Here is a 19,271-nt window from a genome sequence, read left to right as displayed (position 1 = left end):
TGCGTAACATCATGGGCGCGGTCAAACTGTCGACGGTTGGAACGACACGCTGTGCCTGCCAGTCGTACCTGTTTACGAGCATTCTTCAGGTACAGCGCAATGGATAAGACAATTACCGTGGACCAACTGGCTACCACTGATCTGGGATCAATCAACGAGATATGGCTCGGCGGAACTCATACCCAGTTATGCCTATGGCGTGCTGAACAGGTCTTCACCCACGAAATGCTCAGCGAGGGTACTCATGATCAGAACGTCCAACGCCTGTGCTTGCAACTGGTGGATCCTGACGATCAGGCCGCAGTGGCTCGCGTTGAAGTGATCGCGCGCGAACGACTGGAAGAACTTGGCAAGCAGGGTGAGTTTTATCCCGCCGAAGAGGCGGACACTTATCAATAATTGCTCTGCATCCGATGAAAAGCGCTGCGGCTAAAGCAGCGCCTCAAGCGGGCCTTCAAGCCTGCGCACATCACCCAAGGAATCACGCTGCATCGACTGCAAGTTCTTTTCAATGGTTTCGCACAGCGCTTCCATTTGAATCTGGTGTTCGCTGTGGCGGAACGGGCTTTGCAGATCGGTGCCGATGCGTTCGATGGCCAGCAGCATGAACCCGACCACGGTCGACGCCAGGGGCGTGAACCAGCCCAAAGATTCAACCAGTCCCACCGGTACGATCAGGCAGAACAGCGAAATGAACAGCCGTGGAAAATACACGTAAGGGTAGGGCAGCGGCGTGTTGGCGATCCGCTCCATGCCGCCCTGGCTGTTGGACAGGTCCACCAGCGTCGACTCAAGCCGCGCCAAGCGAATACTGTCCAGATGCCCGGCCTTGTATTCCTTGGCGAGTAACGTCGCCGAGCCGGTGAGGATATCGTTGGCAAAGTTATTGGTTGTGCCACTGCGGGCGAACTCTTCGGCGGGAATAAACGCCCGCACCTCGTCGGGACACGGCTGGCCCTGCAGATGCGCGGCGAGACAGTTCACATAGGCGACGTGGCGGCGCAACAGCGTGGATTTGACCGGATTTACCTCGCCACCCGCATCGTCCAGCAGCGTCAGCACCTGCCGGGCAAAGCTGCGGGAATTGTTGATCATCGACCCCCACAGCGTTCGGGCTTCCCACCAGCGGTTGTAGGCGCTGCTGTTGCGAAAACTGATCAACACGATTAACGCTGAACCGAGCAAGGTCAGCGGCATCAGCGGCAGATTCAGCTTGGCGTTGAGAAACAGCATGAAATCCACGGTGACGGCGATGTCCCAGAGCAGCAACCAGAACAAGGACCAGCCCACGTAGCCGAGGGTCTTGATGATCAGACGGTATTTTTTGACGATGGCAGCTTTCAAACGGAAACCTCGTGGCGAGCAGTTTGCTTAAACGCTTAAGCTCGGACGATGCCTGGCACCGGCAGTTCCCTGGTGAAGCGGTCAACCGTCAGTCAATCTGCGGAGCCGGGCTAGCTGAACGGCTGATATTTTCGAGAAAAATCCTTATGTGTCGACTTGACCGCGTTACGTATGGGGTTGCCGCGCTGCCGACGCACTGGATTGTCGGTCCGCCCGGTCGCCGAGCCGCCAACCCAGCAGACCCCATAGCAGTGCACACAGCGCGCCGACCAGCGCTGCCATGCCTGCACCTTGGCTGAGGGCGTCCAGCGCGCTTTTCGCCCAGGCACTGATGGCGTCGCCGGCGCGGTAGACCACGGTGTCGATGACGTTCTTCGCCTTGTACTTGCTTTCGGCATCGAGCGGGGCAAACAGCATCTCCCGGCCTGGGCGCACGAAGGCGTATTCACCGATGCGGCGCACGATCATCAGCGCCGCGATCAGGCCGAAGCTGGGCGCGAAAATCAGGCCGATGAACCCCGCGCACATGACCAGCGGCACCATAGCCAACAGCACGCCGACGCCGAGCTTTTGGGCGAGGCGTCCAGTGATGAACAGCTGGCAGAGCAGGGCGCCCGCCTGCACGACAAAGTCGATGATGCCGAACACCCGCACCTGCGCCTCGCGGTCCGGGAAGTGTTCGGCGACGACGCGTGCCTGCTCGAAGTAAAGGAAGGTGGAGACTGTCGCCAGCAGCACCACAAAGCCGCAGATGCCGAGCAGATAGGGTGATTTCAAAACGGCCGTCATACCGCTGAACGGATTGCCCGGCAACGGCCTGCGGGGGCTTTCGCTCGGCGCGGCATCGGGGCGTCCTGCGCCACCCCGTTCACGCCAGTGCATCAGCTGGCGCTTGAACCACATCGCAGCGGCCAGCAGAACAGCGGCCAGCAGCATCAGGCCGGACTCACCCAGCGGACCGATCAGCAAGGCGCTCAGCGCAGGGCCACTCAGGCCGCCGACGCTGGCGCCCGCCGCGATGAACGCGAACAGACGTTTGGCCTGGGCACTGTCGAAGACATCGGCCATCAGGCTCCAGGCGACCGATACGACAAACAGGTTGTAGACCGATATCCACACGTAAAACACGCGCGCCAGCCACGGGCTTTCCTCACCCACAAACAAGGCGGCGAACAACAGCAGGTTGGCGCAGAAAAAACCGTACACCCAGTCCACGAAATGCAGGCGCGGCACGCGTGCGCTGAGCCAGGCGAACAGCGGAACGGCCGCCAGCATGACCAGGAAGGTCGCGGTGAACAGCCACTGCAGGTTCTCGACGCCGGCAGTGATGCCCATCGATTCGCGGATCGGGCGGAGCATGAAATAGCCGGCGAACAGGCAAACGAACAGCAGAAAGCCATGGAGCGCAGGGCGCAGCTCGTGCGCCTCGGCATTGATGATAGTGCCCGCGCGGTGGGCGAGAAGGGACATATCCATGTTGCGCTCCTGTAGGAGTGGCGGGGCAATGGCACGGGGCTTGCCCGTGCCGGCGCGGTCAGCGGTAAGTGACGCCGGTGAGTCGCTCGGAGAGTTGCCACAGTGTGTCCGAATTCGAGCGATCGGCAGCGGCCGGTGGCATCCTGGCAAAGCCCAGCGGTCCGCGCTTCTCGTTGTCTCCGGTGGGCCCATAGTAGGCGCCGCCGACGGCCTCCAGCGCCGTCGCCGCATACAACGTCGGCAGCGCGCCCTGCGCTGCGGAATGATACAGGTCCCGCTCTACCGCCCATTGTTTGCCGAATTGACTGTCCAGGCCAGGCCCACGGGCGATCAGCTCGGTCACGGCAACGCCGGGGTGCGCGGCGATGCTGCGTATGCCCCAACCGGCAGCGTCGCTGCGCTGCTGCAGCTCAATACTCCACTTGAGTATCGCCAGTTTCGATTGGCTGTAGGTGGCGAAAGGGTCGTAAGCGCGCTCAGCCTGCAAATCGTCGAAGTTCAGGGTTGCGCGGCCTGCGGCGATGCTCGACAGGCTGACCACCCGAGCATCGTCGCTTTTGCGTAGCAGGGGCATCAGCAGGCCGGTCAGGGCGAAATGCCCCAGGTAATTGGTCGCCAGCTGCATCTCGTAGCCGTCGGCCGAAACGCCGCGAACCGGCGGCGACATGATCGCGGCATTGTTGATCAGCACGTCGAGCCTTGGCAGGCGCCCTTGCAGACGGTTGGCGAGGTCGCGCACCGATTGCAGATTGGCAAGATCCAGGGTTTCGAATTGCACGCGCGCCTCAGGCACGGCTTGTTTGATGTTGGCGATCGCTTCGCGGCCGCGCTCGGCGTTGCGTGCGGCGATGATCACCTCGGCACCGGCTCGTGCCAAGGCCAGCGCGTCCTCGTAGCCCATGCCGCTGGTCCCCCCGGTGACCAGCACGATGCGGCCTTTCTGGCTGGGCATGTCCTGGGTGGACCAGTCCGGCTTCGGCTCCGTTCGGGGAGTGGCCTCCGCAGCCAGTGTGCCGGTCAGTGCGGAAATGGCGAACAGCGTTCGGGCGGCCTTGAGGATGCGTTGGGTCGCGGTATTGCTCGGCGTAGCGGGTGAATGAATCATCGGGGAGTTCTCATTCGCGTCATAGGTTCCCGGTTGGCGGGGCGAGTGAGCAGTATCGGTGTACGAATGCGCGAGGATAAGCCGGGCATTGGTGGATGGCCCGTACGGTATGGCGTACAGTCAGGCGCCTGCGGAGGGAGCATCCATGCGTAAACCAAACCTTACCGATGTGTCGATATTTGCTGCGGTGGTCGAGGCGGGGGGGTTTCGTGCTGCGGCGCAGAAGCGCGGTTTGTCCGCCTCGTCGCTGAGCGACTGCATGCGTCGGCTGGAAGGCGATCTGGGCGTGCGCCTGCTCAATCGAACCACCCGCAGCGTCACGCCAACGGCAGCCGGCGAGCGACTGCTCGAGCGCCTGCGCCCGGCCTTGCAAGAAATTGACGCCGCTTTCAACGATCTCGACGACGACGCTCAGCGCCCGGTCGGCACGCTAAAGCTCAACGTGCCAGTGCCGGTGGCACGCTTTCTGTTGCCCGACCTGCTGGCGCGTTTTCTGCGCCTTTATCCAGGGGTCAGTGTCGAAGTCGTCATGGACAACACCTTCGTCGACGTCAACGCTGGAGGGTATGACGCCGGCGTGCGCTATGAAGAGAGCCTGGCCAAGGACATGATCGCCGTGCCCATCGGCCCGCGTCGCCAACGCTTCGTCGCGGCGGCCGCGCCGCGCTATCTGGCTGAACGTGGGACACCCACTCACCCCGAAGAACTGCCAGGCCATGACCTGCTTGGTCATCGATTCGAGAGTGGCAAAGTGGGCGTGTTCGAATTCCATCGAGACGGCCGCATTGTGCGTATCCCGCCTCAAGGGCCACTGCTGACGTCGTCCCACGATTTGACAGTTCGCTCGGCCATCAACGGGCTGGGCATCATCTATCCCTTCGAGGATTTTCTGCGCGAGCCGCTCTCCGATGGTCGACTGGTGCCGATCCTCGAGGCCTGGTGGCAGGCCTTCGACGGGCCGTTTCTTTACTATCACGGCCGCCGTCACATGCCTTCGCCGCTGAGGGCGTTTGTGGATTTTTTGCGGGGGGAAGGGGAGATTGCGGAGAGTTCAGGTGTTTGAAGCGCTGTTTCGTGAGGCTAATGCATGGTCTGCCAGCAGGGCGCGCATGGCGACGGGCAGCAATCGGCCAGAAGCGGCCCCTCACTCATATACTGGCGAGTACATTAAAAGTGCCTCTGTAGTCTAGTGACTGGCTGCTGCGAGATGCTCAAAGCCGAAATGCAAAAAAATCGAAAAACCTGATTGTGGTTCGACTGAGGTTCAGTTTCTGAAATTACTGATCGCGAAGCGACCGGGAATTGTCCAGCCACTTCAGGCAGCCCTTAAGGCACTAGTTTTTTTGCCCGAGGCGACGCGGGTATCAAATAACAATGCCAGAACGTGGAAGCGAACAAAACAAGTGACCGTGATTATTTTTATCACACACAATAAATAAATATTTTTGGGCTGTATAGCCTGCGCCCCCATTTACAGTGACGACCACACAACAACTCACTCAAAAAAAGCGCCAGAGAACTGGCGCAAGTAGAAATAAATATTTTTAAGAGATTAATGCAGAACCTTGGTGCCAGTAGTAAAAGTTTCTCATGTCGAAGGTCACTTTCATACCAGTCAAATTCGCAGCATCTGTGGCGATCTCAACCTCTCGACCGTCAATAAATTTTATATCCAATATATTAACCTTGGGATCACTAAATACAAAAGTCGTCTTACCGCTTTCAAACCAGGCATCTTTTATTATTTTAACAATAGCAATCCCGCCTACAGAGCTAGCAACAAGCTCTGGTTGCGGCAACGGCATATCCCATGTCTCGAGCCATAACGAATTTGAAAGGGGATCTCCATCATCATTACTTTCTAGAAACAAATAGTCCATACTTACCATGTTGGCGTTTTGAGCCCTAGTATAACAACACTCTGTAGCTCTAAATGCGAACATTTGAGTCATATCGTGATTCACTGCACGCTCCATGGGATAATGATAGCCTCCAGCCTGTGAGTTCGATATATAAAGCTTACCCTCCGATATAGTCGTAGCGATAATACCTATTCCATCTGTAACACCATCTCCTTTCCCTAGGATGTCTGTCGCTTTGGGCGACTTGGGAAATACCAGTAGGTTATACCCAAAGCCCCTCCCATCTAGAACCATTGCCTCAACAGCATCTCCGCCATGCACGTCGAAAAGATGCTGCCTTCCATCTTTCATTACGGCTATAGGTATATGAAAATTTCCATGATAATCCCTTGCTACCGGCGAAGACGTGGGTATTACCAAGTCCGGCTTGAACCCATTGAGATCGACAGGAGAAAAGGCGGAAAAATTATTCCCCTGATCAACAGATATCGCAAAATTCGGAATTAACTCACCATCAAACATCGAATCCACATGTAGCATCACCTGATTTTCATGGATTGAAAAATCAGCCCCACCCAAAACTAATTGATCGCTTAGTTCTCGCTCAGGAGCAACGCGTCCAGAAACATCCATAGAGCGAACAAACATCTTCCCACTTGAGCGACACTTGTATGTGATTAGGCCGAAAGACGGCTCTGCCATGGGGACATTTCCTTTTGGCTCTTGCGACCAAGCCATAAAAGGAAAATCCAAATCGCTTGATAATGTTTTCAGCTCAGCACTATCAAGATAAAGCCCGTAAGACCCATCACTTTTCTTCAAACAATAAAGACAGCTTACCTTCCCTGAGTAATTATTTAAGCAAATAGTCGCTCGCCGCACCTCCCCTTCCTGCACTACAAGCTTAGTCTTTATCACCCCAAGCTCAGTAGTTATCAAGTACAACGCATCAGATTCCATTACCAAAAAGTGAGACAACTGTCTAATATCATCCCGAGTTGCTACAATTTGGGGCCCCAGAAAAAATCTAGTATTTTCGATTCGGTGCGATAATGAAATCGCGTGATGGACATATTTCTCGCTAACCCAATGCGCAGGAATATCTTTTCTAGTAATTGATATTCCATCTAAAAGTTCATCCCTAAGCAGCGCAGAAGCAGATAGAGACAGTAGCCCAATTTGCGAAGCATCAACACGTTTTAGAGGCGAGAACGCGTCCCAAGGGCGATTTCCAATTTGACTACCTCGATTTATATATGCCATTTCATGCTCCTTTGTTTTTTTGGTTTTCACTCACGCTATGCGCTGAGGTGGGATTTAGAGTAGGCCAGCAATGACCTCACAGCGTTACTCCACCCCCCTAAAATACAAATCAAGCCGATAATATTTTGGAATTAACTCTCGCCCTAAAATTGCGAAATCAAATAATGCATCCTTCAAATCGTCTTAGACAGTTTATAGTGAGAGCGATCTAAGGACATCGGACTGAAAAAAAGCTACCGGTTGCCGGCTTTTAATCCGTTTCAATCGATTATTCGTGGCTAGTAGTGACCGACAGCTTTGGGTCGACCTCTGCCGGTCATAACCTAGGGATGCACAGGTCAAATTCGGTCCAAAGGAGCGTCAGATCGAATCCAAATAGCTGGGTAGATCTGGGAAAGGCAACGGCGAGATGAACTAGGCTTCCGGCATCATTACTCAAGGACGACCGTCATGCCCGATAACTCAAATTGCAAAATCGCCACAGCGGACGCTCTGACATTGCTCCTCCACATCCAGCACGCCCTATGTGCAGCGATAGAAGAAATAACCAAATGGCTGGCGGAAAATGGGGTAGGAACTGTCGCCGCTAATACGATATCGGCAATGGAAACGCTGGACACAAATGCTCAAGCCATCACAGATTCCATTATGAGGGTACGCCAGTCTTAGATCACTCAGTGAGGTCCAGGACTGCCCTCTGATTGGAATGGCCCCGTGACTTTGTAGACACAAGTGACTGATAGAGGGACGGATGGCGACGGTCAGGCACGACCGTCGCTGTGAATGGTCACACCTCCGTCTGCTCCGCCATTTCCAAGGCATCATCGACTTCGATTCCCAAGTACCTCACAGTGCTTTCAAGCTTCGTATGACCAAGCAGGAGTTGAACCGCTCTCAGGTTCTTCGTCCTGCGATAAATCAACGAAGCCTTGGTTCTCCGTAGCGTGTGAGTACCATACATGGTTGGGTCAAGGCCAATGGTCGTCACCCACGCTTTGACTATTCGAGCGTATTGCCTAGTGGATAAATGCTCTGAAGCGTGCAACCGGCTCGGGAACAAAAAATCCTCACTGCGAAGACGCGCCTGGCGCATCCACGCTTCCAGAACCGTACGGGTCTGTTCCGTGATTTCAAATTGCACTGGGTGTTGAGTTTTCTGCTGCATCACGATGGCCCGTTACGACACATGCTCCCCATGGGCAATGTCTCGGACCCGCAATTTGGTTAAGTCACAGGCACGCAGTTTGCTATCGATGGCCAAGTTGAAGAGCGCCAAATCACGCGTCTTCTCAGCAAGCTGAAGTCTTACACGGATAGCCCAGATATCTCTGACTCGGAGCGGGGCTTTCTGACCGACAAGCTTTCCCTTGTTCCAAGGCTGATGGCGGTATCTAGCAACAGTATTCATGGCTCGTCCTCCACGTTGAGGGAAGACAAGGGTGGATCAGTCACAATGGCTGGTGGTGGCTATCAGACCCATAGCTGCCTGTCAGCAAAGGCATAAATCGACCCAAAGCTGCCGGTGGCATCTGGTGGCAGAGGATTGAACGTAATCTAGCGAGCGATGCTGCAAGCAATGTTTTTTCTCTGGTTCTACCTCCTGCCCAGAAAGCAAGCGATGAGCAAGCCAGCCGCCCACAAAGCTTTACGTGTAGTCACTAGCTCATCATCAGGTGAGAGCCATATTCTAGTTCATCGGCTCCTATACGGAAGGATAGGCATTAGGCATTATCTCGACATCAGGAACTCGACATCAGGACCACTCGAACTGGGCTGACCTCTCACTATCACGGCTATAGGGAATTTAGAATATGGAAGATCATATCGGGGCTTGGATGCTGGATAAAATTGCGAAAGGCAAGGCTATCCTATTCTTAGGTGCAGGTGCTTCGTTTGGTGCATGCGGCCCAGAAAATGAGCGGCCTCTGTCGGGTGAGGGGCTGAGGGATAAAATTTCAGACCAGTTTCTAGGGGGTGACGAAAAGAAAAAAACGCTGGTACAAGTAGCAGACTATGCGAAGAATGAAGCTGGGCTGTTAGAGGTACAGCAATATATTAAGAAGTTATTCCACCCACTCCAGCCTGCCGATTTCCACAAAATCATTCCGACATTTCGTTGGCACTCAATATTTACAACTAATTACGATTTGATTGTCGAGCGCGCATATGCGTCTTCCCCTAATCGTCTGCAAAATATTTCGCCTATTATTCGTGATGGAGATAATTTTAGTGAGGTCATAGGTAGTTTAAATGATCTTCCGTACTTCAAGCTGCATGGTTGTTTAAATACGATCAATGATCCGCTACTTCCACTGATTCTAGCTAGCGAAGAATATGCTAAATACAAAAATGGGCGAAAGAGACTTTTTGGGCATTTATCTGAGTATGGTTTAGAACATCCTATTATATTTTGTGGCTATCAACTCAGTGATCCGAATATCCAGCAAATTTTGTTCGATCTAAACGATATGGGAATCAATCGGCCATCTTATGCATTAGTCGATCCCGGTTTAGGGAAGTACGATATGAAAATGTGGTCAGGCAGGCGTATAACGCCAATAAAAGCCACGCTGGAAGAGTTTTTAGCTTATTTAGATCAAAAAATCGATCGCAGCACTAGAATACTTGCAAGTCTTAAACTTCCTGAGAAAAGCCCGATCTTTAAGCACCTCAAAAATGATGTGCAAATTTCTGCTGAACTTAATACCTATCTAAGCATGGAGCTTGAGCATATTTATCCTGGGTTAACCACTCAAGGTATTTCGCCTATCGATTTCTACAAAGGGCTCGATACCGACTGGGGTGGTATTCAGCAAGAGCTTGACATCAAGCGGCGAGTTGGCGACACCATAATTATGGACGCTGTTATTGAAAGCGACCTAAAAGGCGTTAATACCTTTCTTCTTAAGGGATACGCAGGCAGCGGCAAAACAATACTTCTCAAAAGAATAGCATGGTACACCGCTAACGAGTTAGAGGGTACAGTCGTTAGGTTGCGTGACGGTGCGATGCTTCGGCCTTCTTTGGTTAAGGAGCTTGCACTAAAGTGTGAAGGGAGACTAATTCTAATAATTGATGATGCTGTAGCCAATGTCGCTGAGATGATAAAGCTCTATCGAGCTTTTGAGTATGAACCAGCAAATATTTCAATCATAACTAGTGCTAGGAGTAATGAGTGGAATAGATTTGCTGCTGACATAGATCAATATGTGAAATCTGAGTACGAAATTTCAACTCTCTCTGAAAGAGAAATCACAGAGCTTATTGATAAACTTACAAAGCATAATTGCCTTGGGAGTTTTAAATCAGAAAAAATCGAGCGTATTCGAGAGCACTTTTCACTTACCGCTGATCGGCAACTATTGGTGGCGTTGCATGAAGCCACTGCCGGGAAACCATTCGAAGAAATTGTGCTCGACGAGTATAGACATATTACGCCATCGGAAGCGCAAATTCTGTATATGGATGTCTGCACTCTAAATCGACTAAACGTCCCTGTAAGGGTCGGTTTAATTTCTCGAATTTCTGGCATTGGTATTGAAGATTTTCGGAAGCGATTCTTTGGCCCGCTTGAACATGTTGTAAAAGTGTACTTGGACCATTCGTCTCGTGATTATGCGTACGTGGCTCGACATCCCCTTATAGCGAAGTTTGTATTCGAACACGCACTTCGGACATCTGAAGAAAAAGCAGCACAGATAGTGCGTGTGTTAGAGCATTTGAATCTTGAATATAGCGCAGACAATGAAGCGTTCGCACATCTTATAAAGGGGAAGTTGTTAGCTGAGCTTTTTGGTGATAAAGCTTTAGTAGGGCGAATTTACGACGTGGCAGAGCAGACAGGAGCCTCCGCTCACTACGTTCTTCATCAAAAAGCTGTTTTCGAGCTTAATCATCCTGGTTGCGATACGAAAGCTGCTCTAAGTGTAATTCTTCAAGCGGAGAAAGCACTTCCTGAGCATCGTACTGATAAAGCAATCGCACACACCAAAGCAATGATCTACAAACGTCTAGCCAGAGAGGCACGTACGGATCTAGAGGTTGATAAATACCGCACAGAGGCTCGTGCCATATTTGAAAGACTTATTCTCAGCCAAAAAGACTCTAGGGCATCAAATGGATTGGCAGAGTTACAACTCGATGAGCTAGATGAAAAGGTTCGCGACATAAATGCGCATCCGGATGACGATCTAACAAAAAGGGCATTTCTTGAACTCGTGAAGCGGATCGAGACAACCATTTATAATGGCCTTCAAAAATTCCCTGGTGATGAGTACCTTCAAACAAGGCAGGAGAAGCTTGCGATAAAGCTGAATGACGATAATAAAGCTAAGATAATATTGGAAGAAGCGTATAAGTCCCATAGTTCTAGCGAGTTTGTCTCAATCCGACTCGCCCGGCAGCGAGCACAAAGTAATAACATACTTGATGCAGAGAGGATACTTAGGGAAGGTATCTCTCAAAATCCAAATAGTAAGCCACTGCACCTGGAGTTGGCAAAGCTGTTGATTGATCAAAAAGACGATAATAAAAATGACGAAATAGATCACCATTTGAAACGCAGTTTTTCGCCATCGGACTCTAATTATGATGCGCAATTTTGGTACGCCCGACATCAGTATCTAAATGGCAGTAGAGCGAAAGCCAAAGAGATTTTTGCGTTTTTGAAAAGAGCTAGAATTTCTCCAAGCCAAAAAAATTACATACAGGGAGATGTTATTGGTAATGAAGGTTCTCCCAAGTTATTTACAGGGCATATTACTCAGGAACATGTAAGTTTTTGTTTTGTACGGTGCACAGAGCTGAATGATAGTATATTTGCAGGATCCTCTCGATTTACTAATTTACCCTCTGAGGGCATCAAGGCAAATGTTGATGTGGTATTTACACTTGCATTTACAATGAAAGGCCCTACGGCAAGACAGGTATCTATTAAATTTTGATTTGGCGGGGGCTGCGGCGATACTTTGTAGGTAGGTGTGTGCTCTTTCAGCGATATCGCATCACTGTTGGTAACTGGAGGAGCTTGCATCGTATTAAATGCTTTATAGTGCGCTCCCAACGACTTGGATCGTGCCGTCCAAAATTTGTCAGACGGCTCGACGTCCGCTTCTGGCGGAGTCTTGCCTTACTGGAGGCGCTGAAAACGACCCATAGCGGACAGATGAGGCCGAAGTGATAGAAAGGACTGCTGTCTAAACCACGCCCAACTTATGCGCGACGCCGAACAGTAAGACTTGCTGCAACTTTCCATTTTGTTCAAGAAGTCGCACGGGGGCGATCCCGCCTGGCATTCTTACTTTCACCACTCCTGCTTTGATCCACCCTATCATCCAGGCCGCACACGCTACGGCGCTCGCACTGGTGCCGGAAGACGCCGTCGGCCCTTCACCGCGTTCGAAAATCACGGCATCGATCTCGTTGTCTGCCGCTAAACAAGCCCATTAAAGATTTACATCAGCGAGACACGGGTCACCTCCGCCTAACTCGCCTTTAGCGAATGCGATGTGTGTAAGAGCGGTGAGCAGGGGATCCACATGCAGCAGATCGAAACCGGGAAGGTCGTGCGAATCCGAGCAACGTCACGCAATGGGGGTTGCCAACCCTGACCAATACGCTACGTGTCCATTTATCCCGGATCTGCTCTAGCCCCTTTAAAGAACTAACAGGTCGACCGTTCAGCACCGCAGAACTGATATTTGGGCCGAAAGCATCAACGGCATGTGGCCCGAATAGTGGCTGGCCCAGATGAAGCCAAAATCCTGATACGCCGTCGATATGTGCCGGCTCAACGGTTACTGGTGTCGGGGATCGAATTGCATCGTGATGTACCCACATCGTGAAGGGCGTTTCAGGTGCCACCCGTTCGTTATCGGTCAACGATTGGGCAAATATTGTTAGTCCATTGCCGCTGCGTTCGGCCAGCGTGCTGTCTGTATTGACGATAATTAGATCGAAAGGCGCCGCTTGTTGAAATGGGCCAACTAAAAGGCCGTCAGAACGGTGAACCTTGGCTCCGGCGGGTCTCTCACCACTGGGCCAACTGCACACTGCACTGATCGCTTGCGGTGCCCATGACCTGTATGTCGAAGCGGCCTCTTCGGGGTCAACAGGCACATCGATACCGAGCGCACGCAATGTCTGCGGGCTGGCGACGGCGTAGATATTGCCACGTGCGTTGTAACTGTGGGTCATTGCGATTCCTTGCGGTCTCAAGCAGATTGGGGAAGTGCGTCGCTCGCCAGCGATCGACCGCTTCTGGCCGAAAGCAGACATTCGCTGACATTGCGCACCTACGTAAAATCTCGCAGCGTCTCGCGAGCAGATCCTCCAGTCGATCCTGGCGGGCTTATCTATTCCACATCGCCCGCTTCAAGCGGAATTCGCCTGATAACGTCGTCATAAACCACCAGATCGAGAAAGGCAGTGACTTCAACTGCCTGCAGATTTTGCATGCGCATGATCCATACGTAGCTGTTGCGATAAGGCGCGCCATCGGCTGCGGTGGCGGTGCCGTCCCAGTGCACGACGACGTCATCGCCTTCAGCCCAGATATCCGTCACCGTCGGGCGAACGGGCGAGGCAAGCCGTTTTGCGAAGGGTTGGACTGCCCGTTTCAAGAAGTCATCCCGACCCCGATAAGTACCCGCCGAGGGACTCGTTCCCTTGATTGTCCAGATCACATCGGGAGCCAGGACATCTGTGAAGAACGTCCGGCCGCCTTGAGCCCACTGGTTGAACGCTTGCGCGATGAATTGGCGATTGCGTTCCGTAGTCGGTTCGCTGGCCACGGCGGGCGCCAGCCCTGCAATGAAAGTGGAGAGGACTAGTGCTACCGCTGTAGAGAAGCGTTGAACAAACGTCATTTGCTGTGCTCCTTAATCTGTCCGATGAGCCCCGCCGAGTTCGATGGGCCGTTGTTGTCATCTGTAAGCCGCTAGTTGCGTTCCCCGACGCCGTTGTTCTATATGGGTCTTTGGCAAAGAGTCGTCGGCGCGGGACGCTAACCTCCGGGCCTCATCTGAAGTGTGACTTACGAGCGGAGGAGGGCTGTTGCAGGATCGTCCTGATTTCTTGCTTGATCATCCGATACCAGTTGTTAAACCGCCGCATGCCCTCGTTATGGAGTTGCGTTTGAGTTCCCTTTCCAAGCTTGTCGATATCGTTGGTCGTCACGCCCGGAATGACGGCATCCACAGCACCGCGATTCCGGGTGTCAGACTGATTCGCTCGGCTACGCCCACGATGCCTATGCCGGTGGTTTACGAGCCAACGCTTTGCCTTGTGGCTCAGGGACGAAAACAGGCGATGCTGGGTACTACCGCTTATGTTTACGATCCGGCCAAGTACCTGATTGCATCGGTAGACCTTCCGGTCATGGGCTCGGTCATCGAGGCGAGTGAGGCTGTTCCTTATCTGTGCCTGGCGCTGGATCTCGATACCACTGTGATGAGTGAACTTGCGCTGCGCCATCCTCTGCCTGAAGAGAGCGGCAAGGTGCCTTGCGCAGGCATCGTGCTCCACGATACGACTCCGGAGCTGCTGGATGCCGCGGTTCGGCTGGCCGGGCTGCTCGACAGGCCACGGGATATCGAAGCGCTCGCTCCGCTGGTGATTCGCGAAATGCTTTATCGCCTTCTCACCGAGAACGGCAACAGCATCATCAGGCAGATGGCGCAGGCAGGCAGCCGCTTGAACCAGATCGCCAAGGCCATTGCCTGGCTGCGCAGCCATTACAACGAAGCGTGCCGGATAGATGACCTCGTCGGTATCGCCGGGATGAGCCGTTCCTCGTTTCATGCGCATTTCAAGGCGATCACCTCAATGAGCCCGCTGGAATTTCGTAACCAGTTGCGGCTACAGGAAGCACGGCGGCTGATGGTCACCGAAGCGGTCGATGCCGCAGAGGCGGGTTATGCAGTCGGCTATGAAAGTCCCTCGCAGTTCAGTCGGGACTATGCCCGCTTGTTCGGTATGCCGCCGGCGAAGGACGCTTGGCGGCTGCGTAGGGCAGTCGAGGTGTCGAACGGATGATCGGATGACCGGGCGACGGTTGCCCTGCGGGCTAAAGCGCTTGGCTCCCAGGACGGGATCCACACGAAGCGGCATGGATTACGAACTTCACCGCTTGTATTTATAACTCTGCACCTCGCCAGAGATGCTTTTGAGCCCTGTCTTCGGTAGTTCGAATGTCTGAAATTCAATGCCTGCTGCGTCAACCTTGACTCGTTTCAGTAGATAAAGCATGTCGTCAGATTCTGAAACCTTGCACCCGCTGAACTGGTCGAGATTCTTGTAGGTAAACTGCCGCACCTCGCATGTTGTTGCCAGTTCCAGCGCTGCTGCCCGTCCCGCATTTGAAGGCACTCGGACCAACAGATACCAGGCGGTCATCAACAAAAACGCGAGGAGGAAAATAGAACCCACGATGATAAACATGCCGCGGTTTTCTGCGGCTCGTTCACGCACATCGGCGACCCATTTTGCCGGTGGGGCAGGTTGGGGCGCGTCCAGTTTTCTTTTTTCGAAAAGCAGTATCAGCAGGGAAACAATCCCGACCAGAGCCATGGCGAAGAAGAGAGCAGAGAGAAAAGATCCGAACCCGGAAGCACCATAGGAAAGGTATTGCTGGGCGCTGATGTTTAATCGTTCGATGGGCACATCGAGCGTTAGATAAAACTTCTCAAGGTGAGCGAAACCGCTCAGCGTAAAAGCGCCCAGCATGCTGGCTATAAAAAGAGCTGCGTCGATGCGGAGATATTTTTTCAGTCCGCGCTGGTCTGCCGATGGGTTGTTCTGGTCGCTCATCTCTTGTCCTTCAGATCTGAAGATTGGAAACCCTGTGAGAGCTTGGTAAGTCGTCACAGGGCGTTTTCGGTTACTCCACCGGCACGACGTTATCCAACGCCTGATTAACCGCCAGCTCGCCGAGCATGACGACCTGCGCGATACCTTGCAGTGTCTTGCGCGCAGATCCTTCAACCATCCCGATCACATCACTCAACATCACCGAGGCCGAGCCCAGCGATTCGCTGGCGTTGACCAGCAATTCTTCAGTCGCGATTTTCGGGTTGGCGAGGAACATGCTGCTGGTTTGGTAGGGCGTGGTTTTGAGGGTGTCGGTGGGTTTGAGGTAGTGGTCGAGGGCGCGGTCGGCGGCTTCGTGGAGTTTTTTTGAGTCGAGGGATTCGTAGGGGGAGGTGTCGGTGTTCGGGGGATTAGGTGTGACCTTGAACATGATGTTTCTCCTCATGCCGCTTTAGAAAGGAGCCATCACCCGTTCGCTACCAAACGAAGGGTGGCGGCCATGCACAGGTTGGTAGACCGGGACACGAGGCAAAACCGGCGCGCTCGAAAGCGCCCTGCGCATAGCCACCATAGAAGCCAGGCGAAGACTTGGCCAAATGGTGTCATTGCGCACCTCGTATACCCGGGCTACCAAACCCGATCACTGTTTTTCAGTGACCGGCCAACGATAGAACCACGGCCCGAGGCGCACAAGCCGGCGGATTCTGGCGTAGTCGTAGGCAATGGCGCAAGGCGTTGTAGCTTGCTGGCATGGTCTGGATATCGCTTTTAAACGAGGTGTTTAGGAAATTGGGTTTGGCTGATGTTGTGTGTTGACTGGGCTGGAGTCTTCGCGAGCAGGCTCACTCCTACAGGGGAGGCACTTTGTACTCTGCGGTTCATCCCATCACAGATTTTGAACTTTGCTTTCGGCGCCATTTCCATTGTTTGAGGTGACAACCACCAGCTCCTCCACACCTGAACCAAGGAATGACCGTGACGGCTCCCTCTGATAAAACTTCTCTGCGCCGGGCTATCACTTTCCCGATGCTGTTTCTGTTTATTCTCGGCGATGTTCTGGGGGCGGGGGTTTATGCCCTCGCCGGAACGATCGCGGGGGAGGTGGGCGGCGCGATTTGGGTGCCGCTGCTGATTGCGCTGTTCTTTGCCATGTTGACGGCGGGTTCCTACGCGGAGCTGGTGACCAAATATCCCCACGCCGGCGCGGCTTCGGTGTTCGCGGAAAAGGCGTTCAAGTCACCGCTCATTTCCTTCCTCGTCGGTTTTTGCATGCTGGCGGCTGCGGTCACCAGCGCTGCGGGTTTGTCGCTGGCGTTTGCCGGTGATTACTTGAACGCCTTCGTCGACGTATCGCCGCAGGTTGCCGCGCTGGTGTTTCTTCTGGCTATCGGCCTGCTCAATGCGCGGGGGATCAAGGAGTCGCTCGGGGCGAACCTGGTGATGACCGTGATTGAACTGTCGGGGCTGCTTCTGGTAATCGTGGCTGCGGTCTGGTATTTCCGCACAGGCGAGGCGGATCTGGGGCGAACGCTCACGTTCAAACCGGGCGTCAGCCCCATGCTGGCGGTGCTGGGTGCGGCATTGCTCGCGTTCTACTCCTTCGTGGGTTTCGAAACTTCGGCCAATCTGGCCGAGGAAATCAAGGATGTGCGCAAGGTCTACCCGCGCGCCTTGTTCGCGGCTTTGATCACGGCTGGCGTGGTTTACATGGCGGTGGGTGTGGCGGCTTCTTCGGTGTTGCCTACCGAGAAACTGGTAGCCACGTCGGCGCCTTTGCTGGAGGTTGTCCGCGCGTCGACCCTCGCAATCCCGCCGGCGCTGTTCTCTTTCATTGCGCTGATCGCTGTGGCCAACGGTGCGCTGTTAACCATGATCATGGCCAGTCGATTGACGTATGGCATGGCCAATCTGGGTCTGTTGCCGGGGGTTTTGGGGGCGGTGCTGCCTGAACGAAAAACTCCTTGGGCGGCCATTGTCGCAACCACCCTGGTGGCGATTGCGCTGACACTCACGGGCACTTTGGCAACGCTGGCAGAGACGGTGGTTTTACTGTTGCTGTTCGTGTTTCTGAGTACCAATGTGGCGGTGCTCGTGCTTCGTCGCGACAGGGTCGAGGAGGAGCACTTTCGCGTGCCGACCTTCGTTCCGGTGCTTGCGATCGTGTCGTGTCTGGTTCTGCTCAGTCAGCAGGGCTGGGAGACGTGGTTGCGGGCGGGGGCGTTGATCATTGTCGGGATGTTGCTGCACGGCTGCTCTCGTATCAATTTTTCCGCGATCAGTAAGGCCGGGTAGTGCAGCAGCTTGGAGAGTTGTGTTGTTTGGGCGGGCGTTATCGCGAGCAGGATCACTCCTACAGGGGGTGGGTCGTGGTATTCAAAATGTGTCGCACGTTGTCAGTCGGCGGGCGGGTGAGTAAGCTGCCGACATGAATCAGACTTCAGTTTCCCCATCCTTCCCCGGCCCGCGTGGTCCCGTCGATCACGACATTCGTGATCAGATTGTCGCGGCGGCCAACGAGCATTTCAGCCAGTACGGCTATGCCAAAACCACGGTGTCCGATCTGGCCAAGGCCATCGGTTTCTCCAAGGCGTACATCTACAAATTCTTCGATTCCAAGCAGGCGATTGGCGAAGCCATCTGCGCTAACTGTCTGGGCCAGATCGTTGCGGCGGTGGAGCAGGCGATAAACGAGGAAGACCTGACGCCCACCGAGCGTCTCCGCCGTTTGGTGAAAACTGTGATTGCCACGGGTGTGAACCTGTTCTTCAACGATCGCAAGCTCTACGACATCGCAGCCTTTGCCGCCGGCGAAAACTGGCCGAGTGCGCAGCGTTACGATGCGCAGATCAAGCGCTTTATCACCGACATTGTCCGTGAAGGGCGCGAGGTCGGTGAGTTCGAGCGCAGGACGCCGCTGGATGAAACCGTCGAATCGATCCACTTGGCGCTGCGGCCCTTCGTCAATCCGCTGATGCTGCAACACAACCTCGACTTCATCGAAGTGGCGCCCACGCTGACTTCGAACCTCATCTTGCGAAGCTTGATGCCTTGACGCTCTGCTGATCCGGGGAGTCGGATCAGTCGGATCAGTCGCCCCAACCCAATCCTGTTCCTGACGCAACGAAATTTCCGCTGTTCTGGGTGTGACTGCTGACTGGTATGGTCACTCGGGCTACATGGCCGCTGCAGTTTGGTTATTTCAGTGCTGCGTACCGGGTTCTCGGTTGATCAGTCTCCGGCCAACAACACCAATCGCGGACCGCGTATTCAACGACACCTCGGTAGGCAAAGGTTCGTACAGCGCCAAATACAAGAACAACGCCAACGGCCTCGGCACTTCCGTCAGTTACCGCTTCTGATTCAGCGCGGAAAATCGGGCCGGCGACGTAGTGACTGTTGACGATATCGGTCAC

The 19,271-nt window shown here is 53.9% G+C and carries 14 protein-coding genes and 3 pseudogenes; 8 read left to right on the top strand and 9 right to left on the bottom strand.

Annotated elements, in window-relative coordinates; all coding sequences use genetic code 11:
• Window positions 1–99 precede the first annotated feature (99 nt).
• Window positions 100–399 carry a hypothetical protein gene (locus AEQ63_RS04015; RefSeq protein WP_042610244.1) on the top strand — a complete coding sequence of 100 codons (300 nt, stop codon included), beginning with the start codon at window positions 100–102 and terminating at the stop codon, window positions 397–399.
• 30 nt (window positions 400–429) lie between these two features.
• Here the strand turns inward: AEQ63_RS04015 and AEQ63_RS04010 are convergent, their stop codons facing one another.
• The 3 genes from AEQ63_RS04010 to AEQ63_RS04000 all read right to left on the bottom strand — a co-directional run bounded on the left by AEQ63_RS04010 (window position 430) and on the right by AEQ63_RS04000 (window position 3,925).
• On the bottom strand, window positions 430–1,344 hold the full coding sequence (locus AEQ63_RS04010) for a bestrophin family protein (RefSeq protein WP_064361863.1): 915 nt from the start codon (window positions 1,342–1,344) through the stop codon (window positions 430–432).
• A 165-nt stretch (window positions 1,345–1,509) separates the two neighbouring features.
• A complete protein-coding gene (locus tag AEQ63_RS04005; RefSeq protein ID WP_064361862.1) occupies window positions 1,510–2,820 on the bottom strand; it encodes an NTP/NDP exchange transporter in 1,311 nt (436 codons plus the stop codon).
• Window positions 2,821–2,878: 58 nt separating this feature from the next.
• On the bottom strand, window positions 2,879–3,925 hold the full coding sequence (locus tag AEQ63_RS04000) for an SDR family oxidoreductase (RefSeq protein WP_064361861.1): 1,047 nt from the start codon (window positions 3,923–3,925) through the stop codon (window positions 2,879–2,881).
• 145 nt (window positions 3,926–4,070) lie between these two features.
• On the opposite strand from AEQ63_RS04000, the gene AEQ63_RS03995 reads away from it, so the two are divergent.
• Entirely contained in the window at window positions 4,071–4,988 is a 918-nt protein-coding gene (locus AEQ63_RS03995; RefSeq protein WP_064361860.1) for a LysR family transcriptional regulator, read from the top strand.
• Between the two features lie 481 nt (window positions 4,989–5,469).
• Here AEQ63_RS03995 and AEQ63_RS27680 read toward each other — a convergent pair whose 3' ends face one another.
• A complete protein-coding gene (locus AEQ63_RS27680; RefSeq protein ID WP_152972322.1) occupies window positions 5,470–7,050 on the bottom strand; it encodes a hypothetical protein in 1,581 nt (526 codons plus the stop codon).
• A 450-nt stretch (window positions 7,051–7,500) separates the two neighbouring features.
• Between AEQ63_RS27680 and AEQ63_RS28910 the strand changes: the two genes are divergently transcribed.
• Entirely contained in the window at window positions 7,501–7,719 is a 219-nt protein-coding gene (locus AEQ63_RS28910) for a hypothetical protein (protein ID WP_064361858.1), read from the top strand.
• A 118-nt stretch (window positions 7,720–7,837) separates the two neighbouring features.
• Here the strand turns inward: AEQ63_RS28910 and AEQ63_RS03980 are convergent.
• Window positions 7,838–8,458: pseudogene (locus tag AEQ63_RS03980) on the bottom strand (tyrosine-type recombinase/integrase).
• Window positions 8,459–8,861: 403 nt separating this feature from the next.
• Here AEQ63_RS03980 and AEQ63_RS03975 point away from each other — a divergent pair.
• A complete protein-coding gene (locus tag AEQ63_RS03975) occupies window positions 8,862–11,993 on the top strand; it encodes a P-loop NTPase (RefSeq protein WP_064361857.1) in 3,132 nt (1,043 codons plus the stop codon).
• A gap of 252 nt (window positions 11,994–12,245) precedes the next feature.
• Here the strand turns inward: AEQ63_RS03975 and AEQ63_RS03970 are convergent.
• Window positions 12,246–13,245: pseudogene (locus AEQ63_RS03970) on the bottom strand (diaminopimelate epimerase).
• Between the two features lie 158 nt (window positions 13,246–13,403).
• Window positions 13,404–13,916 carry a nuclear transport factor 2 family protein gene (locus AEQ63_RS03965; RefSeq protein WP_064361856.1) on the bottom strand — a complete coding sequence of 171 codons (513 nt, stop codon included), beginning with the start codon at window positions 13,914–13,916 and terminating at the stop codon, window positions 13,404–13,406.
• Between the two features lie 187 nt (window positions 13,917–14,103).
• On the opposite strand from AEQ63_RS03965, the gene AEQ63_RS03960 reads away from it, so the two are divergent.
• Window positions 14,104–15,084 (top strand): AraC family transcriptional regulator, encoded by a 981-nt coding sequence (locus AEQ63_RS03960; protein WP_236705232.1) that lies wholly within the window; start codon window positions 14,104–14,106, stop codon window positions 15,082–15,084.
• 87 nt (window positions 15,085–15,171) lie between these two features.
• Here the strand turns inward: AEQ63_RS03960 and AEQ63_RS03955 are convergent, their stop codons facing one another.
• Together AEQ63_RS03955 and AEQ63_RS03950 are read right to left on the bottom strand one after the other, a co-directional pair.
• Complete coding sequence (locus tag AEQ63_RS03955; protein WP_064361854.1) at window positions 15,172–15,858, bottom strand: hypothetical protein; 687 nt, start codon at window positions 15,856–15,858, stop codon at window positions 15,172–15,174.
• Between the two features lie 70 nt (window positions 15,859–15,928).
• Window positions 15,929–16,288, bottom strand: coding sequence for a DUF6124 family protein (locus AEQ63_RS03950; RefSeq protein ID WP_064361853.1), 360 nt, complete (start codon window positions 16,286–16,288; stop codon window positions 15,929–15,931).
• 539 nt (window positions 16,289–16,827) lie between these two features.
• On the opposite strand from AEQ63_RS03950, the gene AEQ63_RS03945 reads away from it, so the two are divergent.
• The 3 genes and pseudogenes from AEQ63_RS03945 to AEQ63_RS27675 form a co-directional block, all read left to right on the top strand.
• Window positions 16,828–18,150 (top strand): APC family permease, encoded by a 1,323-nt coding sequence (locus AEQ63_RS03945; RefSeq protein WP_064361852.1) that lies wholly within the window; start codon window positions 16,828–16,830, stop codon window positions 18,148–18,150.
• 133 nt (window positions 18,151–18,283) lie between these two features.
• Window positions 18,284–18,910, top strand: coding sequence for a TetR/AcrR family transcriptional regulator (locus AEQ63_RS03940; RefSeq protein WP_064361851.1), 627 nt, complete (start codon window positions 18,284–18,286; stop codon window positions 18,908–18,910).
• Window positions 18,911–19,063: 153 nt separating this feature from the next.
• Window positions 19,064–19,217, top strand: a pseudogene (locus AEQ63_RS27675) (transporter); the annotation flags it as partial.
• Between the last annotated feature and the right edge of the window lie 54 nt (window positions 19,218–19,271).

Source organism: Pseudomonas sp. RIT-PI-o (assembly GCF_001297215.1).
Classification (GTDB): Bacteria; Pseudomonadota; Gammaproteobacteria; order Pseudomonadales; family Pseudomonadaceae; genus Aquipseudomonas; species Aquipseudomonas moraviensis_A.
This window is presented reverse-complemented; position numbering and strand designations above follow the sequence as displayed.

Bases quoted from the DNA above. Each gene is read 5' to 3' on its own strand.
- AEQ63_RS04015 (WP_042610244.1), top strand. From the start codon at position 100: ATGGATAAGACAATTACCGTGGACCAACTGGCTACCACTGATCTGGGA.
- AEQ63_RS04005 (WP_064361862.1), bottom strand. From the start codon at position 2,820: ATGGATATGTCCCTTCTCGCCCACCGCGCGGGCACTATCATCAATGCC.
- AEQ63_RS04000 (WP_064361861.1), bottom strand. From the start codon at position 3,925: ATGATTCATTCACCCGCTACGCCGAGCAATACCGCGACCCAACGCATC.
- AEQ63_RS03995 (WP_064361860.1), top strand. From the start codon at position 4,071: ATGCGTAAACCAAACCTTACCGATGTGTCGATATTTGCTGCGGTGGTC.
- AEQ63_RS27680 (WP_152972322.1), bottom strand. From the start codon at position 7,050: ATGGCATATATAAATCGAGGTAGTCAAATTGGAAATCGCCCTTGGGAC.
- AEQ63_RS28910 (WP_064361858.1), top strand. From the start codon at position 7,501: ATGCCCGATAACTCAAATTGCAAAATCGCCACAGCGGACGCTCTGACA.
- AEQ63_RS03975 (WP_064361857.1), top strand. From the start codon at position 8,862: ATGGAAGATCATATCGGGGCTTGGATGCTGGATAAAATTGCGAAAGGC.
- AEQ63_RS03965 (WP_064361856.1), bottom strand. From the start codon at position 13,916: ATGACGTTTGTTCAACGCTTCTCTACAGCGGTAGCACTAGTCCTCTCC.
- AEQ63_RS03955 (WP_064361854.1), bottom strand. From the start codon at position 15,858: ATGAGCGACCAGAACAACCCATCGGCAGACCAGCGCGGACTGAAAAAA.
- AEQ63_RS03950 (WP_064361853.1), bottom strand. From the start codon at position 16,288: ATGTTCAAGGTCACACCTAATCCCCCGAACACCGACACCTCCCCCTAC.
- AEQ63_RS03945 (WP_064361852.1), top strand. From the start codon at position 16,828: ATGACCGTGACGGCTCCCTCTGATAAAACTTCTCTGCGCCGGGCTATC.
- AEQ63_RS03940 (WP_064361851.1), top strand. From the start codon at position 18,284: ATGAATCAGACTTCAGTTTCCCCATCCTTCCCCGGCCCGCGTGGTCCC.